This is a genomic window from Methylothermaceae bacteria B42, from assembly GCA_001566965.1.
Taxonomy (GTDB): Bacteria; Pseudomonadota; Gammaproteobacteria; order Methylococcales; family Methylothermaceae; genus Methylohalobius.
The window spans coordinates 41,800-58,344 of the sequence record LSNW01000004.1 but is presented as its reverse complement, the minus strand read 5'-3'; the positions used below and the strand labels follow the sequence as shown (position 1 = coordinate 58,344).

At 50.2% G+C, this 16,545-nt stretch carries 15 protein-coding genes; 2 read left to right on the top strand and 13 right to left on the bottom strand.

Annotated features, from left to right (window positions below):
• Positions 1-11: 11 nt before the first annotated feature.
• Genes AXA67_03075 through AXA67_03060 form a run of 4 tightly spaced genes read right to left on the bottom strand, consistent with a single transcriptional unit; the run spans position 12 to position 3,051 of the window.
• The gene (locus AXA67_03075; protein ID KXJ41965.1) at positions 12-569 is read right to left on the bottom strand and encodes a ribosome recycling factor; all 558 of its coding nucleotides are present in this window, start codon (positions 567-569) and stop codon (positions 12-14) included.
• On the bottom strand, positions 566-1,294 hold the full coding sequence (locus AXA67_03070; protein ID KXJ41964.1) for a UMP kinase: 729 nt from the start codon (positions 1,292-1,294) through the stop codon (positions 566-568). Before AXA67_03070 ends, AXA67_03075 begins: the two co-directional genes overlap by 4 nt.
• A 3-nt stretch (positions 1,295-1,297) precedes the next feature.
• A complete protein-coding gene (locus tag AXA67_03065; GenBank protein KXJ41963.1) occupies positions 1,298-2,185 on the bottom strand; it encodes an elongation factor Ts in 888 nt (295 codons plus the stop codon).
• 50 nt (positions 2,186-2,235) lie between these two features.
• On the bottom strand, positions 2,236-3,051 hold the full coding sequence (locus AXA67_03060; GenBank protein ID KXJ41962.1) for a 30S ribosomal protein S2: 816 nt from the start codon (positions 3,049-3,051) through the stop codon (positions 2,236-2,238).
• 294 nt (positions 3,052-3,345) lie between these two features.
• On the opposite strand from AXA67_03060, the gene AXA67_03055 reads away from it, so the two are divergent.
• Positions 3,346-4,164 carry a methionine aminopeptidase gene (locus AXA67_03055; protein ID KXJ41998.1) on the top strand — a complete coding sequence of 273 codons (819 nt, stop codon included), beginning with the start codon at positions 3,346-3,348 and terminating at the stop codon, positions 4,162-4,164.
• Complete coding sequence (gene glnD / locus AXA67_03050) at positions 4,164-6,746, top strand: [protein-PII] uridylyltransferase (protein ID KXJ41961.1); 2,583 nt, start codon at positions 4,164-4,166, stop codon at positions 6,744-6,746. The genes AXA67_03055 and glnD overlap by 1 nt, the downstream gene beginning before the upstream one ends.
• Before the next feature lie 39 nt (positions 6,747-6,785).
• Here glnD and AXA67_03045 read toward each other — a convergent pair whose 3' ends face one another.
• The 9 genes from AXA67_03045 to AXA67_03005 form a co-directional block, all read right to left on the bottom strand.
• Positions 6,786-7,136: a hypothetical protein gene (locus AXA67_03045; protein KXJ41960.1), complete on the bottom strand. Its 351-nt coding sequence runs from the start codon at positions 7,134-7,136 to the stop codon at positions 6,786-6,788.
• A 1-nt stretch (position 7,137) separates the two neighbouring features.
• Positions 7,138-8,055, bottom strand: coding sequence for a LysR family transcriptional regulator (locus AXA67_03040; protein KXJ41959.1), 918 nt, complete (start codon positions 8,053-8,055; stop codon positions 7,138-7,140).
• Positions 8,048-8,719, bottom strand: coding sequence for a DNA polymerase (locus AXA67_03035; protein ID KXJ41958.1), 672 nt, complete (start codon positions 8,717-8,719; stop codon positions 8,048-8,050). The genes AXA67_03040 and AXA67_03035 overlap by 8 nt, the downstream gene beginning before the upstream one ends.
• Positions 8,716-10,260, bottom strand: a complete 1,545-nt coding sequence (locus tag AXA67_03030; protein ID KXJ41957.1) for a 2-isopropylmalate synthase — start codon at positions 10,258-10,260, stop codon at positions 8,716-8,718. Before AXA67_03030 ends, AXA67_03035 begins: the two co-directional genes overlap by 4 nt.
• A 232-nt stretch (positions 10,261-10,492) precedes the next feature.
• Positions 10,493-11,245 carry a CDP-diacylglycerol--serine O-phosphatidyltransferase gene (locus tag AXA67_03025; GenBank protein KXJ41956.1) on the bottom strand — a complete coding sequence of 251 codons (753 nt, stop codon included), beginning with the start codon at positions 11,243-11,245 and terminating at the stop codon, positions 10,493-10,495.
• Between the two features lie 217 nt (positions 11,246-11,462).
• Positions 11,463-12,479 (bottom strand): ketol-acid reductoisomerase, encoded by a 1,017-nt coding sequence (locus tag AXA67_03020; GenBank protein KXJ41955.1) that lies wholly within the window; start codon positions 12,477-12,479, stop codon positions 11,463-11,465.
• A gap of 232 nt (positions 12,480-12,711) precedes the next feature.
• Positions 12,712-13,203, bottom strand: coding sequence for an acetolactate synthase small subunit (locus tag AXA67_03015; protein ID KXJ41954.1), 492 nt, complete (start codon positions 13,201-13,203; stop codon positions 12,712-12,714).
• Positions 13,203-14,930: an acetolactate synthase 3 catalytic subunit gene (locus AXA67_03010; GenBank protein ID KXJ41953.1), complete on the bottom strand. Its 1,728-nt coding sequence runs from the start codon at positions 14,928-14,930 to the stop codon at positions 13,203-13,205. Before AXA67_03010 ends, AXA67_03015 begins: the two co-directional genes overlap by 1 nt.
• Before the next feature lie 95 nt (positions 14,931-15,025).
• Positions 15,026-16,138, bottom strand: coding sequence for a hypothetical protein (locus tag AXA67_03005; protein ID KXJ41952.1), 1,113 nt, complete (start codon positions 16,136-16,138; stop codon positions 15,026-15,028).
• Positions 16,139-16,545: the final 407 nt, after the last annotated feature.

Below are 16,545 nucleotides of genomic sequence, written 5' to 3'. Positions count from 1 at the left end.
AAGTCATAAATTCAAATAGCGAGCAAGTCCTGCTCTTTTTCCGCCAGCAATTGATCAATTTTCTTTATGTATTGATCTGTCAATTGTTGGATTTTTTCTTCCGCTTTCCTTTCATCATCCTCAGAAATCAGTTTTTCTTTCAATGCCTCTTTAAGTTCGGCATTGGCTTCCCGGCGTATATTGCGAATGGCGATGCGGCCTTGCTCTGCTTCGTGTTTGGCGACTTTCACCAATTCCCTGCGGCGTTCTTCGGTCAATGACGGCAGTGGTACGCGAATGACCGTTCCCGCAGTCATCGGATTGATTCCCAAATCCGATTCCATTATGGCCTTTTCTATCACCGGCACCATCTCTTTTTCCCAAGGCACTATGGCTAAGGTTCGTGAATCCTCCACGTTGACGTTCGCCACCTGGCTTAAAGGTACTTCACTCCCGTAATAGGAAACCTTGATATGATCCATCAGGCTTGGATGGGCCCGCCCTGTCCGTATTTTGGCCAGCTCCTGCTTGATGGCCGCCACGGTTTTTTCCATTTTGGCCTTGGTTTCTTTAAAGATATCATCAATCATTTTCCTTCACCCGTGTCGATCAGTGATCCGATATTTTCCCCCTGCACCAATCTTACAATAGCGCCAGGCTCAAACACATTCATGACCCGAAGCGGCAGCTTATTGTCCCGACATAAAACCAGCGCCGTGGTATCCATCACATTGATATGTCGATTCAGGGCTTCATCGTAGGTCATATAGGGAATGCGTTCCGCCGAAGGATCTTTAAACGGGTCAGCAGAGTAAACACCATCCACCTTGGTGGCTTTGATAAGCAAATCCGCATTGATTTCAATAGCCCGCAGGCTAGCGGCTGAATCCGTGGTGAAAAAAGGGTTCCCCAAACCCGCGGCGAAAATGACCACCCGGCCTTTTTCAAGATGGCGTATCGCCCGGCGGCGGATGTAATCCTCGCACACTTGGTTGATTTTCAATGCTGACATTACCCGAACGGGTTGGCCCAGGTGCTCAATGGCATCCTGCATGGCCAGTGCATTAATCACGGTCGCCAGCATGCCCATATGATCGCCGGTGACCCGGTCCAATCCTTCGGCGGCTTTTTCCGCTCCGCGGACAATATTGCCGCCGCCCAGCACCAAACCGACTTCCACGCCGCATTGGCGTAATTCTACGATTTCCGAGGCGAGGCGCTTGACTGGGCGGGCATCCAGACCTGCTTCTCGCTCGCCCATCAGCGCCTCACCGCTGAGCTTGAGTAGAATTCTACGGTAAGCCGGTGTGCTCATGGCTTATTGGCCGCGTACTTGCGCCATCACTTCTTCGGCAAAATCCGCTTCTTCCTTCTCAATCCCTTCACCTACCTCAAAACGAACAAAACGCACCACCGTCGCTCCTTCGTTTTTGAGCAGTTGCGCCACACTGAGATCGGGATCCTTGACAAACGGCTGACCCAAAAGCGTAATTTCCTTTAAAAATTTGCGTAGGCGTCCTTCCACCATTTTTTCGATGATTTCAGCAGGCTTGCCGCTGGACTGCGCTTGCGCCATAAAGATTTCTTTTTCTTTTTCCAGGGTCTCCGCCGGAACATCTTGTTCTGCAACACAGACTGGCTTGCTGGCGGCAATATGCATGGCAATATCCTTGCCTACCTGTTCGCTGCCATTTTCGTATTCCACCACCACGCCGATACGCGCGCCATGCAGGTAACATGCAAGCTTGCCGGTATCAGTAGCAAATTGCATCAAGCGGCGGATATTGATATTTTCGCCTAATTTTGCCACTAATTCCCGCCGGGCTTCTTCAATGGTAGGACCGCCCTCTTCAATAGGTGTAGCCAACAGTTCATCCACGGTTGCCGCACCAGTCTCCAGCGCCCGTTGGGCTACTTTATCGACAAAGGCGAGAAAGTCTTCGTTTTTTGCCACGAAATCCGTTTCACTATTGACTTCAACGATCACGGCTCTTTTGCCGTCATCGCTGACCTTGATAGCAATTTTTCCTTCGGCTGCCGTACGGCCAGCTTTTTTATCGGCTTTGGCCAGCCCGGATTTACGCATCTGCTCGATGGCAGCTTCAATATCACCGCCGGCTTCCGTCAATGCTTTTTTGCATTCCATCATGCCGGAGCCGGTCCTTTCGCGCAGCTCTTTTACCATTGCCGCGGTTATTTTCGTCATCGTTTGGTTACCTCAACAATCTTGCTTAATTCAGTTGTTCTTTGGAAATTTCATGCAGCGGGCTGCGTAGGCGCTGTATCAGCCGGTGCCTCGGCGGCGGTTTCCTTTGCTTCAGATTGCGCTGCTGTTTCAGGTGCGTCCGCCATTTCCACAAATTCGTCTTCCGAGGTCATTAATTCCGCCTGACTGGCCTTTCCTTCCAGGATAGATGTGGCCGCCAATTGGCAGTACAACTGGATGGCTCGGATCGAGTCGTCATTTCCCGGGATAATGTAATCAATACCGCTCGGATCATTGTTGGTATCCACAACACCAACGACGGGAATACCCAATTTTTTGGCCTCGTTGACTGCAATTTTTTCCTGACCCACATCAAGAACGAACAAGACATCTGGGATATCGTCCATATCCTTGATACCGCCCAGGCTTCTTTCCAACTTTTCCAGTTCCCGCATCATGTGCAAGGCTTCTTTTTTGCTAAACCGCTGTAAGGTTCCGTCATCACGCATAGTTTCCAGTTCCTTGAGGCGCCTGACCGACTGACGAATGGTTTTGAAATTGGTCAAAGTGCCACCGAGCCAGCGATAATTGACGTAAGGCATGCCACTGCGAGTGGCTTCTTCTTGCACGGCTTTGCGGGCGGTTTTCTTGGTGCCTACAAAGAGAACGACGCCACGGTTGGCGGCCGTTTCCTCCAAAAATTTCATCGCTTCGCGAAGCAAGGGAAGCGTCTTTTCCAAATTGATAATATGAATACCGCTACGGACCCCAAAAATATAAGGGGCCATTTTGGGATTCCAATAACGGGTTTGGTGACCGAAATGCACGCCAGCTTCTAGCAGTTGGCGCATGGTGACATCTGCCATGTTTTCTCCTTGAAAAAATAGGGTTAAGCCTCCACCTATCCCATTCAGAGACTTGTCCTATACGGAACAAGCACCCCGCCGAATGTGTCGATAGGTGTGTGGAATATTGCTAAAATAGCATTTCTTTATACCATAAAAACTCACTGATTTACAATGGCAACTCCGTATTGGAGCAAGAGCAGGACCACCGTCATTTAAACACGCAAAAGATTGATGGAAGGGGCAGGAGGTCTGCTTCGACTTGAATTGATGACGGAGCCCTGCGTTTTGGAGCATCAAGAAGGCAACGAATTTATGAAACACGGACAAAGGCGCGTAAGCAGCCAGGGGATTTCCCTAAAAAGCCCAGAAGAACTCGAGAAAATGCGCATTGCTGGCCGCCTGGCCGCAGAAGTACTTGAAATGATTGCGCCGTATGTAAAACCCGGGGTCACCACCGAAGAACTCAATCAGATCTGTCACAATTACATTGTCAATGAACAAAAGGCCATCCCAGCGCCCTTAAACTACAAAGGCTTTCCCAAATCCATTTGCACTTCCGTCAATCATCAAGTCTGCCACGGCATTCCTGGAAACAAACGGCTTAAAAAAGGGGACATCGTCAATATCGACATCACCGTCATCAAAGATGGCTATCATGGCGATACCAGTCAAATGTTTTTTGTCGGCAATCCTCAACTGCGGGCCAAACGCCTGGTCCAAGTGGCGCAAGAAGCCATGTATTTGGCCATTCGCGAAGTCCGGCCAGGCATTGATCTCGGTTTAATTGGCCATGTCATCCAAAAATATGCCGAAGGCAAAGGTTATTCCGTGGTTCGTGAATTTTGTGGTCACGGTATTGGCCGGAACTTTCATGAAGAGCCTCAAGTTCTTCACTATGGCACACCGGATACCGGCGTTATTCTTGAGCCCGGCATGACATTCACCATAGAACCCATGATCAACGCGGGCAAGCGCCAAATCAAAATGCTTGCCGACGGCTGGACCGTGGTGACCAAGGACCGCAGTCTATCCGCCCAATGGGAACATACCATCGCCGTTACGGAAAACGGCTATGAAGTCCTGACCCTCCGCTCAGACGAAGATTTCCCCAGGATTTCAGGCGCCTCTTAATGATTCACGAAATCCCGAGGACCCGGGCGCTTCTACAAACCTTTCACAAAGAGCTTGAGCGAAGGTTTCTGGAAGGGGAAGCAGTTGAAGATTTACTCAAGGCACGCTCCCAATTCATTGACCAACTCCTGATTGGCTGCTGGCAGCATTACCTCGGCCAGGCTGATGCTCATTCCGCGCTCATCGCTGTTGGCGGTTATGGCCGGAAAGAATTACATCCCCATTCCGATATTGATTTATTGATCCTCATTGAAGAGCCGGTTTCCGCCCAGCTCGAGCAGGCATTGAGTGCATTATTCACTTATTTATGGGATATCGGTTTAAAACCGGGACACAGCGTTCGCAGCGTGAAAGGCTGTATCGAAGAAGCGGGAAAAGACCAGACCATACTCACAAATTTGATGGACACCAGGTTGCTCTGTGGCAATGAGGCTTTATTTGCCTCGATGAAACAAGGCATTGCGCCTGAGAACATTTGGCCTTCCCTGGTATTCTACCAAGCCAAAATGAAAGAACAGGCCAGCCGTTATGCCAAATATCACGATACTGCCTATAACCTAGAACCTAATATCAAAGAAGGACCGGGAGGAATGCGCGACATCCAAACCATTGCCTGGGTGACAAAGCGGCATTTCAATACCGATACTTTGCAGGAACTGGTCGGGCGAGGGTATCTGACGGCATCGGAATACCGAGAATTCCGCCAAAGCCAAGACTATTTATGGCGGATTCGGTTTGCATTACATACGGCAGCTGGCCGCTGCGAGGACCGGCTTTTATTTGACTACCAAAGAACGTTGGCGGAATGGTTTGGTTTTGAAGGAGAAGGTAACGCCCCTGTCGAAGCCTTCATGCAAACCTTCTACCGTACTGCATTAAGCGTCCAAAGGCTCAATGAAATCTTGCTGCAACAATTGGGAGAAACCTTATCACCGGATTTCGATAAGCAGCCGGCGCCTTTGGACAAACACTTTCAAGCCGTCAATCAATATATAGAAATTAGGCATGAAAACGTTTTTCAGACCTATCCTCTGGGGCTGCTGGAAATTTATTTGCACTTGCAAAGAAACCCCAAACTGAAAGGCATCCGCGCCCACACTATCCGCGCCATCCGTCAACATCTACATCTCATCGACGATAGTTTCCGGCAGGATCCTCAGGCATGCGACTTATTTATGGAAATGCTTCGCCGCTCGGAAGGGGTGACCCATCAATTCCGGCGCATGAATCGCGACGGCATCTTGGCCGCCTATCTACCGGAGTTTGCTCATATTGTCGGACGCATGCAATACGACCTTTTCCACACCTATACCGTCGATGAGCATACCCTATTCGTGGTGCGAAATTTACGCCGTATGGCCATCCCCGAGTTCCACCACGAACTGCCTTTGTGCAGCGATATTTTTCCTCTGATACCCAAGCCGGAACTACTTTATATTGCCGGCCTTTATCACGATATCGGCAAGGGCAGGGAAGGGGATCACTCAGAAGTGGGAGAAGGTTTGGCGCGGCAGTTTTGCAGGCGCCACAGACTCTCCGAACACGATACTCAACTGGTGTGCTGGTTGGTGAGAAACCATTTAGTGATGTCCGTGACGGCGCAACGGAAAGATATCAGCGATCCTGATGTGATTCATGAATTTGCACGGATTGTGGGTAATGAAAACCGGCTCAATCATCTGTATCTTCTGACCGTTGCCGATATCCGGGGCACTAACCCGAGCCTGTGGAATTCTTGGCGTGATTCTTTGTTGCGCGAGCTTTACATGGCCACCCGGCGCCTTCTAAGGCTCGAAGAAGAGGCCCCCATCAGCAAAGAAGATGAAATCCGGCAAATTCAGCAAGAAGCCCGGTCACTACTGCATACCATGGGCTTGCCTGACGCCACGATCGATAGCACTTGGCGACACTTCAGTGATTCTTATTTTTTACGTTGTCTTCCCGAAGAGTGCGCATGGCAAACCCTGGCAATTGCAAAAACCAAGGAAGAAGATTTGCCTTTGATTCTTACGCTGCCGCAAACCCAGCGAGGAAGTGCCGAAATTCTAATCTACATGAAGGACAGGCCTTTGATTTTTTCCCAAACCGTCGCGCTCTTGGACCAACTAGGGTTGACGATTCTTGCCGCGCAATTGGAAACCACTACCAATGGCTATGTGATTGATCGTTTTTCAGTATTGGAAAGCGATGGCAGACCAATCTCGGAATTAACCAGGGAGCAGCAAATTGGTTACCGCCTAAAGCGGTGCCTAAAAGAACCCCAAGAGCCGTGTTTCCGCATCGAACGCAAGCCATCCCGGCAACTACGGCACTTCTCCATCCCTACTGAAATCCGATTTCTTCCCGACCCCAAAAATGCTCACACGATCCTGGAGCTTATTACCACCGACCGCCCAGGGCTACTTTCAAAAATAGGCGCTGTCTTCGATCATTTTGGGCTGCGAGTCCACGAAGCCAGGATTTCTACCCTGGGAAGCCGGGCTGAAGATGTATTTTATCTGGACAAAGATCATCTTCCTCTGCAATCAGAAGCGCTCAAAAAAGCATTGCTAGACAAGCTACTGGAAGCGATTGAGCCTTAATCTCTTGCTTAGGAAACGCTGAATTATTCAGCGTTTTCCCTACAATTCCGGCAAAAGACGGATCAAGCGGATCAAGTCATCCTGCAAAGGATCGGTGTGACGCAGTCCAATGACATAGAGATCTTGGGAGGCGCGGCGAACAAACACCAGCCGGCACTCTAGACAAAAACGATCCTGGGCAAGATTAAAAGAAACGGTTACCTCTAAAGGTTGCCCTTGATGGAGATGATTTCCGTCAGGCGCAATTCTTTCACTGTCGATCGAATCACATTGAATTTGCAACCCGGCGGATGACAAATCCCGAATTTGAACTGGCACTTGATCGCCAGACACCAGATGAACTTTTGCCGGAATCTCAACCTCAACCCGGGGAAAACGTCTTCTTTCCATCTTAAGCAGCCCTCCACTCCTCCCAATAAGGAATAGGATGTAAACGCTCCGCCAGAAAATCAAGAAACGTCCTGACTTTGGCCGAAAGATGACGGCGGTGAGGATAAACCGCATAAATGTCCATTGAGGGTAACGCGTAGTCTTCAAGCACGGCTTGCAAACGTTCCTTGCGCAGGTCTTGACCGACAATATAGGTAGGCAAGACCACAATCCCCAAACCATGGATGGAGGCCATTCGCAATGGATCGGCAGTGTTGGCTTGCATGGTACCAGAAACTTTGACCACGATGGGCTCGCCATCAGGGCCATTGAATTTCCATTGATCATGGGGCTCAAATCCCCAGTTGATCAAACAATTGTGCTGTTTTAGATCCAGGGGTGTTTTGGGTATTCCGTGCTTCTCAAAATAGGCGGGGGCACCACACACAATCCGGGGGGAACTTGCCAGTTTCCTCGCTATCAGGCTGGAATCAGGCAGTTCGCCCAGGCGGATGGCCAGATCCAACCCCTCGGAAACGACGTCCACCGTTCCGCCGCGAACCATCAAATCCACACGAACCTTGGGATATTGCTCCAAATAGGCGGCTATAGTGGGGGCAAGATGAAAGGTGCCAAAGAAAGGCGGAGTTGATATTCGCAGCAGCCCCTGTGGCTCGGTATGGAGCTGAGTGACCGCCAGTTCTGTTTCTTCGATATCTTCAAGGATCTGCTGACAACGCTCCAGATAAGACGCGCCGGCTTCTGTCAGACTGATGCGACGGGTAGTACGGTTCAACAGCCTGACACCCAAGGCATTTTCCAAATGCATCACATGCTTGGTGGCCATGGCCCGAGAGATCCCCAAATCCTTGGCGGCAGCGGCAAAACTTCCGGACTTGGCGACCGTGGCGAATACTTTCATGCTCGTCAATTTATCCATTGGCCACACTCATGCTGTCAGAATAAACCTTAAATGCTAATTTCAGATCCTCCCACGCTTGGCGTTTAGCGATAGGGTTTCGCAGCAGATACGCAGGATGATACACCACAATAACGGGGATATCGTCATAGGAATGCACCTTACCTCTAAGACGGGAAAGGGGCTGGGTCGTTTTGAGCAAGTTCTGGGCGGCGATTCTTCCTACGGCGAGAATGATTTTGGGTTGCACCAAGGCAATCTGGCGCTTCAGGTAAGGTTCGCAAGCAGCCACCTCTTCAGGCTTTGGGTCACGATTTGCAGGCGGCCGGCATTTTAGAATATTGGCAATATAGACTTCTTCACGAGAGAGATGCAGCGCGCGCAACATCTCATTCAACAGTTGCCCAGCCCTTCCCACAAAGGGCTCTCCTTGCAGATCTTCTTGTTCTCCCGGCGCTTCCCCGATCAACATCCAGTCGGCGTTCTTGTTGCCCACACCAAAAACCGTTTGGGTACGGGTTTTGTGTAATGGACATTTGGCGCAATTTGCGACTTCCTGTTCCAGCCGCCCCCATTCGTCTTCGGGACTCACGCTAGTCATTACCACTCCCGGCGAGGATAGGCGGCGCTGGACCCAAACCGGGATACCCATGGCCTGCAAATAAGAAACGTGCCTTGGGTTCATACATCTCCCGCCTGGGGATGTTGACGCTGCTGAGGGCTCAGCAATTTATTGACCGCATTGATATAAGCCTTAGCCGAAGCGATGACGATATCCGTATCCGCGCCTTGGCCCTGGACGATGCGGCCGGCTTTCTCCAGCCGTACCGTAACCTCTCCCTGGGCATCGGTGCCGGAGGTGATATTGTTGACCGAATAGAGCAACAAATTGGCGCCGGTTTGCACCAGGGATTCAATAGCCTTCAAGGTGGCATCCACCACGCCGCTGCCTTCCGCATAACCACGTTTTTCTTCGCCGTCAATCTTGAGGACAACTTCCGATCTGGGAGTCTCTCCAGTATCCGCGCACACATGCAAGGAAATCAATTTCACCCATTCGGACTCCGCCTCGAAGATTTGTTCGCTGATCAGCGCCTGCAAGTCTTCGTCAAAAATTTCGTGCTTTTTATCCGCCAATTGTTTGAAGCGGGAAAAGGCGTCATTGAGCGCTTCTTCGGAATCAAATTCGATACCCAATTCTTTCATTCGGGTTCGAAAAGCATTGCGTCCCGAATGTTTTCCCAGCACCATACGGTTAGCGCTCCAACCCACATCTTCGGCGCGCATGATTTCATAGGTTTCCCGGCTTTTGAGGACGCCATCCTGATGAATGCCGGATTCATGGGCAAAAGCATTGGCGCCTACAATGGCCTTATTGGGCTGCACCGGAAATCCTGTAATACTGGCCACCAATTTGGAGCAGGGAACAATTTCCTGGGTTTCAACGGAGGTATCACATGGAAAAGCATCCTGGCGGGTCTTGATGGCCATGACGACCTCTTCAAGGGCGGCATTGCCGGCCCGCTCGCCCAATCCATTGATAGTGCATTCAATCTGGCGGGCGCCATTGAGAACAGCCGACAGCGAATTAGCCACTGCCAATCCCAAATCATTGTGGCAATGAACCGAGAAAATCGCCTGATCCGAATTGGGAATCCTGGATCGCAAGCGGGCAATCATGCCGCCAAACTCATGGGGCAAACTGTATCCGACAGTATCAGGAATATTGACAGTCGTGGCCCCAGCGGCAATGACCGCTTCTAAAATCCGGCACAGAAAGTCCTCTTCGGAACGGCCAGCGTCTTCCGGCGAGAATTCCACATCATCGGTAAAACGCCGCGCCAATTTTACCGCTTCGACCGCGTGTTCCACCACCTGATCCGGGCTCATGCGCAGTTTACGCTCCATGTGGATAGGGGATGTCGCAATAAAGGTATGAATACGGGCCCGTTGCGCGGGTTTCAATGCCTCGCCGGCTTTTTCAATGTCTTTCTTTAATGCCCGGGCCAACCCGCAGACAGTGCTTTCCTTGACGGCTTGCGCTACTGCATGCACCGCTTCAAAATCTCCCGGACTGGCGGCAGGGAAACCTGCTTCGATGACATCTACCTTGAGCCTTTCCAGTGCTTTGGCAATGCGGACCTTCTCGTCTTTGTTCATGGAGGCGCCGGGGCTTTGCTCGCCATCGCGCAAGGTGGTGTCAAAGATAATTAATTTGTCTTTCATGGATGGATTTCCTTTGGTATTGCGTCTTGATAGTGGAATGTCAAATTACTTGAAACAATCATTAATGCCCCAGACGGGGCAGTAGACGCATCACCAAAGCAAAGAAAGCGCAGAAACAAGCTTTTCCAGCAAAAAGCAATGATTTAGGGTTCGGGAAAGTTTTCATGCGCTTAAGTCTGTAATACTTTGATTTTTCTAAATATACTCTTTATTAACCCATTTGCCAAGTTGCCTATCGGCCCTGGCGTTTTTCCCTCCGGCGTTTTCGCAATAACAGCAAGGTCATGAGTGGACCTGAAAGCGCGTAGCTAGCGAAAATCAAAAACAACATTAATGGGGGATTGGTAAAGACCACGGCAAACCCAAGCATAAGCGCAATGGCAACCATGAAGGGAATGCGGCCGCGGATATCAATTTCCTTGAAACTATAGTAACGGATATTACTTACCATCAATAAAGCAGCGGCAGTAGTGACCGCCACCGCAATATAGCGCAATGCTTCGCCGGTTAAGCCATAGGTTTCCCCTATCCAGATCAATCCGGCGACAATTGCGGCTGCCGATGGACTGGGCAAGCCTTGGAAATAGCGCTTGTCTTGCGCGACCAGTTGCGTATTAAACCGCGCCAGCCGCAACGCGGTGGCGGCAGCATAAACAAAGGCCGCAAACCAACCCAGTTTTGCCAGGGAAGATAGCGACCACAAATACATCACCAAGGCGGGTGAAATGCCAAAGGAAATCATATCGGACAGGCTGTCATACTCCGCCCCAAAATCACTTTCGGTATGGGTCAGCCTTGCGACGCGGCCATCCAGACCATCCATGACCATCGCGGCATAGATTGAGAACGCGGCGTAATCAAACTTCCCATTCATCGCCGCGGTAATCGCGTAAAAACCGCAAAACAAGCAGCCCGTGGTAAAAAGATTGGGAAGCAAATAGATGCCACGGCGCTTTTTACGTGCGGTGGTTTCTTCGGTATTCACAAGTTACCTTTAGCTCTGAGCCCCTACTGAAAAGCAGAAACCGCCACCTTTCCTTTGATACAGGAACGTCCCAGCAAAATCAATCACATCAAGTTATTGATTTTTTATACTCTGAGAATTCATGGATGAATTCTCAGAGCTTCCCAAAGGGGCAGTTTCGCAAGAAATTATTGTCCTAGAAAGTGTCATATTTCCTGGGTACCTGAAAATGTCTGGATCAGTTCTTTTCGGTATCCACCAGTTTGTTGGACTTTATCCAGGGCATCATATCCCGCAATTTGGCCCCTACGCTTTCAATGGGGTGTTCGCGGCCCAGACGGCGTTTTGCTTTTAATGTGGGCGAACCTGCCTGGTTTTCGAGAATGAATTCCCGAGCAAACTCGCCATTTTGAATTTCCTTCAAAATTCTGCGCATTTCCGCCTTGGTTTCCTCATTGATAACCCTGGGACCGCGGGTCAGGTCGCCATATTCCGCAGTATTGGAAATAGAGTAGCGCATGTTGGCGATACCGCCTTCGTACATGAGGTCGACAATCAATTTAAGCTCATGCAGACATTCAAAATAGGCCATTTCCGGGGCATAGCCTGCTTCGGTCAAGACTTCAAAGCCGGCCTGAACCAAAGCGGTAGCGCCACCGCAAAGCACCGCCTGCTCGCCAAAAAGATCGGTCTCCGTTTCTTCCCTGAAGTTGGTCTCGATAATCCCCGCCCGGCCACCACCATTGGCAGAGGCATAGGAAAGGGCGATTTCCTTGGCTTGTCCCGAGGCGTTTTGATAAATGGCAATCAAGGTGGGTACGCCGCCCCCTTGAGTATAAGTGGAGCGCACCAAATGCCCGGGCCCCTTGGGGGCAATCATGATAACGTCAAGGTCGGTGCGGGGCTCAATCTGCTGAAAATGGATATTAAAACCGTGCGCGAAAGCCAAAGCCGCGCCTTGTTCGATATTCGGCTCAATTTCCTCCCGATACAACTTGGGTTGGTGTTCATCGGGGGCTAGCACCATGACCACATCAGCACCATTGACGGCGTCAGCAACCGGCAGCACTTTCAATCCAGCTTTTTCCGCCTTGACCCAGGAACCGGAGCCGGGCCGCAGCCCGACAGTCACGTCAACGCCTGAGTCCTTCAAATTATTGGCGTGGGCATGACCTTGAGAGCCATAACCGATAATGGTTACCTTTTTGGCTTGAATGATGGAAAGATCGGCGTCTTTGTCGTAATAAACCTGCATGGATTTCCTCTTTTCTGTTGGTTTTGGTTGGCGTAATATCCGTCTAATGGTTTATACCTGAATTCTGCAAGTGATTCGAGCACCGAGGGTGTCAAGCAAGGTTTTAGGCAAGGCGGCAAGCCAATTTTCGCGCAGGAGTAGCAGCGCTACTTCGAGCATAAAATTGGCGCAGCCAACGCAGTATAAAGGCTTGATTTGGCAGCCGAATACCGAAACACTTGCAAAATTTAGGTTATAGGTGTAAGGCTTTTTCACCGCGTAGCATGCCCGTGGGCCCAGAACGCGCCAATTCAAGAATCAAGCTATTATCCAAATTATCGATAAAAGCATCCAGCTTGGCGCTGTTTCCCGTGATTTCAATAACATAAGTCGTAGAAGTGACATCCAGGATTCTGCCTCGGAAAATCTCTGCCAAACGCTTGATTTCTTCTCTAGCCGCCCCCTTTGCGCGGACTTTGATCAGCATTAATTCACGCTCGATATGATTGGCCTCGGAAATATCAATCAATTTAACGACATCAATCAATTTATTGAGCTGTTTGGTAATTTGCTCAATAATGCGATCATCGCCACGGGTCACAATCGTCATGCGCGATAAAGTAAGGTCTTCGGTGGGCGCAACGGTCAAAGCTTCAATGTTGTAACCCCGGGCGGAAAACAATCCGGCCACGCGGGACAGTGCCCCGGCTTCATTTTCCAGCAGCAGCGAAATAATATGACGCATCACGCCAACTCCCTGTCGGTGTAAATCCAGGGAGGGAGGCGCATTTCGTGTTGAGCCTTGCCCGCTTCGACCATGGGATAAACATTCTCGGTGCGGTCGGTGATGAAATCCATGAAGACCAACCGCTCCTTCAGCTTGAAGGCTTCTTCCAAAGCCGCACCGACATCTTCTGGTTTTTCAATTCTCATGCCCACATGACCATAAGCCTCGGCCAATTTCACGAAATCGGGCAGGGTATCCATATAAGAATGGGAATAGCGGCTTTCATAGGTAAATTCCTGCCATTGGCGCACCATGCCCATATAGCGATTATTTAGGTTAACGATTTTGATCGGCGCTTTATATTGCAAGGCGGTCGACAGCTCCTGAATACACATTTGAATACTTGCCTCACCGGTAACGCAAACCACCGGTTGATCCGGAAAAGCCAGCTTGACGCCAATCGCCGCAGGCATCCCAAACCCCATGGTGCCAAGCCCCCCGGAATTAATCCAATGGCGGGGTTGATCAAACTTGAAATACTGAGCCACCCACATCTGATGTTGCCCTACATCAGAAGTGACATAGGCCTCCGGCACTCTCTGCCACAACTGTTCAATGACGTATTGAGGTTTGATCAAAGGGCTATCTTGAGGATACTTCAGACAGCCAAGGGAGCGCCATGCTTCGATTTTTTTCCACCAACTCGCCAAGGCGTCTGGGTCTGGTTGCTTTCCGGAAGCCTTGAGAATGGTAATTAAATCGGCCAACACCGGTTTAACCTGGCCGACTATGGGAATATCCACCGGTACGGTTTTGGCGATGGAAGCAGGATCCACATCAATATGGATAATTTTTGCGTAAGGGCAAAACTCGCTAAGCTTGCCCGTGACGCGATCGTCAAAACGGGCGCCGATGGCAATTAACACATCACATTCGTGCATCGCCATATTCGCCTCATAGGTGCCATGCATCCCCAACATACCGAGAAATTGGCGATCGGTGCCGGGATAAGCCCCCAAACCCATCAGGGTGTTAGTGATGGGAAACCCGAGATACCGGGTCAATTCCGTCAATTCCGTCGCGGCTTCACCGAGTACGACGCCGCCCCCTGAATAAATCATCGGCCTTTTGGCTGCGAGAATAAGGTCGGCTGCTTTTTTTATTTGGCGGTGATTGCCCTCAATCTTCGGCTTGTAAGACCGCAGCGATACCTTATCCGGATAGTGGTAAGGCACTTTTATGGCCGGATCGGTAATATCCTTGGGGATGTCCACGAGCACCGGCCCAGGACGTCCGGTGGTGGCGATGTAAAAAGCTTTTTTGATGGTTTCGGCCAGTTTGCGGCGGTCCTTGACCAAGAAATTATGCTTTACGCAAGGCCGGGTGATACCGACGGTATCACACTCTTGAAAGGCGTCGCTGCCAATTACCGGGCTCGGCACCTGGCCGGTCAATACCACCAGTGGAATCGAATCCATATAGGCTGTCGCAATCCCCGTGACCAAGTTGGTGGCCCCGGGTCCTGAAGTTGCCAAAACGACGCCAGGCCTGCCCGTGGCGCGCGCATAACCATCAGCCATGTGGGTTGCCCCTTGCTCATGGCGGACAAGAACATGCTTGACATCTTCCTGGCCAAACAAGGCGTCATAGATGTGTAATACCGCCCCGCCAGGGTATCCGAAGATGAATTCAACCCCTTCGTCTTTCAAGCATTGGACTACAATTTCCGCGCCACTCAACTCCACTTAAATCACCAAAACCATCGCGTTAATAATTGAATTGGGAAAATCCGATTGAAATCTCAAACCCGTCCCGTGTTCGTCAAATGAAAAGTAGTCAGTTAAGTTATCGTAGAATTCTGTTTAGCGTCAAGCGCTTCTGAAAAAAGTGTCGCCAACGGTACATCAAAATTTTCGTTAATGCTTTTATTGATAGGCTCCAAATGTTTTCTTAATTCCCTATCAACATTGGAAACACGGGGAAGTATATAGGAATGACTGAGATAAAGTTCACACAACGAGGCAAGATGAGGATCGCGCAACAATAGCCAGCCCCCATTCTGATCCTCTGTTATCCAATGGTTCTGTTTCAAAATAGAGAGCGCCTTGACAATTGCGCTTTGTGGCGTTTTTGGCATCAACTTGCCAAGACCTTCCACGGTGAGAAGTTGGTTTTCACATTGCCCACACCAGATGGCGCGCAAAACCCGATAGGCAAGCAATAGATCATGGCTGGCATCCATTGCTGATTCCTCTCCCCCCGCATAGCGAAAGGTGTGCAAACAATAGGTAAACTGCGCGCCCATGAGCGTTACAACCCACGATACATAGAGCCAAACCAAAAAAATTGGAACCGCGGCCAGTGCGCCATAGATAGCTTCATAGGTTGGAAAGCGGGCAATATAAAAAGCGAATCCCGCTTTTGCAAGTTCAAATAAAATTGCACTGACAATGCCGCCAATAGCAGCATAACTTACGCGAACCTTGGCATTCGGGACAATTTGAAAAAGCAGCGCGAAAGCAAATGCCTCCAGCACAAAAGGCAACAATTTAATCCAAAAAGACCTTTCCACAATGGGCTTTGCCGCCTCTGAAAACCAAGGCATGGCGATGAATTGGGAAGTAATGGCGATACCCGCCCCAATGAGTAATGGCCCCAATGTTAAAACCGACCAATACATCAAGAACCGGCGGAGGAAAGCTTTGTAGGGCTGCGCACCCCAAATCACATTCAGGGACTTCTCAATGGTCGCCATCAGCAACAAAGCCGTTGCAATCAAAGAGATAATCCCGGGACCTGTAAGCTTTTTTGCCTTTTCCGCAAAAGTATAGAAATAGGCCTGAATGGTTTCCCGGGCCGCGGGCACCAGGTTTTCAAAAAGAAAATCCTGCAATTTGGCGCTGACTTCTTGATAAGCCGGGAAAGCAGCAAAAACCGCAAGTGAAACCGCCATTAATGGCACTAACGCTAATAGCGTAGTGTAAGAAAGCGCGGCAGCGCTATGGGTGCAGTGGCTTTCATTGAAACGGCGCCAGAAATAATGCCAGAAATCAACGCTTTGCCTGGCGAAAGAAAGAAAATGCGAGAGTGTCGGATAATTCATAACCAGTTAGGCCATATATGATAAAAACATGCCCTACCCCGATTTTTAAGCCCCCCGGTATTCAATAGGCGCCTGAGGATGCACCAGGGTTCCCTTATCTATTCAAGGCGGGGCAGGTGGTCTGCTCCGAAAAACGCCGTAAATACATCCCTCTAGGCTCCACGCCGGCATCCCTGCCGGCGCGGCTTTCGAATCAGACCACCTGCCCCTTCAATCAATCCTTGATGTATTCAAGGACGTGGTTCTGAGGGAGACGC

Excerpts from the sequence above, each read along its gene's own strand:
- AXA67_03075 (KXJ41965.1), bottom strand. The coding sequence starts at position 569 with ATGATTGATGATATCTTTAAAGAAACCAAGGCCAAAATGGAAAAAACC.
- AXA67_03070 (KXJ41964.1), bottom strand. The coding sequence starts at position 1,294 with ATGAGCACACCGGCTTACCGTAGAATTCTACTCAAGCTCAGCGGTGAG.
- AXA67_03065 (KXJ41963.1), bottom strand. The coding sequence starts at position 2,185 with ATGACGAAAATAACCGCGGCAATGGTAAAAGAGCTGCGCGAAAGGACC.
- AXA67_03060 (KXJ41962.1), bottom strand. The coding sequence starts at position 3,051 with ATGGCAGATGTCACCATGCGCCAACTGCTAGAAGCTGGCGTGCATTTC.
- AXA67_03055 (KXJ41998.1), top strand. The coding sequence starts at position 3,346 with ATGAAACACGGACAAAGGCGCGTAAGCAGCCAGGGGATTTCCCTAAAA.
- glnD (KXJ41961.1), top strand. The coding sequence starts at position 4,164 with ATGATTCACGAAATCCCGAGGACCCGGGCGCTTCTACAAACCTTTCAC.
- AXA67_03045 (KXJ41960.1), bottom strand. The coding sequence starts at position 7,136 with ATGGAAAGAAGACGTTTTCCCCGGGTTGAGGTTGAGATTCCGGCAAAA.
- AXA67_03040 (KXJ41959.1), bottom strand. The coding sequence starts at position 8,055 with ATGGATAAATTGACGAGCATGAAAGTATTCGCCACGGTCGCCAAGTCC.
- AXA67_03035 (KXJ41958.1), bottom strand. The coding sequence starts at position 8,719 with ATGAACCCAAGGCACGTTTCTTATTTGCAGGCCATGGGTATCCCGGTT.
- AXA67_03030 (KXJ41957.1), bottom strand. The coding sequence starts at position 10,260 with ATGAAAGACAAATTAATTATCTTTGACACCACCTTGCGCGATGGCGAG.
- AXA67_03020 (KXJ41955.1), bottom strand. The coding sequence starts at position 12,479 with ATGCAGGTTTATTACGACAAAGACGCCGATCTTTCCATCATTCAAGCC.
- AXA67_03015 (KXJ41954.1), bottom strand. The coding sequence starts at position 13,203 with ATGCGTCATATTATTTCGCTGCTGCTGGAAAATGAAGCCGGGGCACTG.
- AXA67_03005 (KXJ41952.1), bottom strand. The coding sequence starts at position 16,138 with ATGGCGGTTTCACTTGCGGTTTTTGCTGCTTTCCCGGCTTATCAAGAA.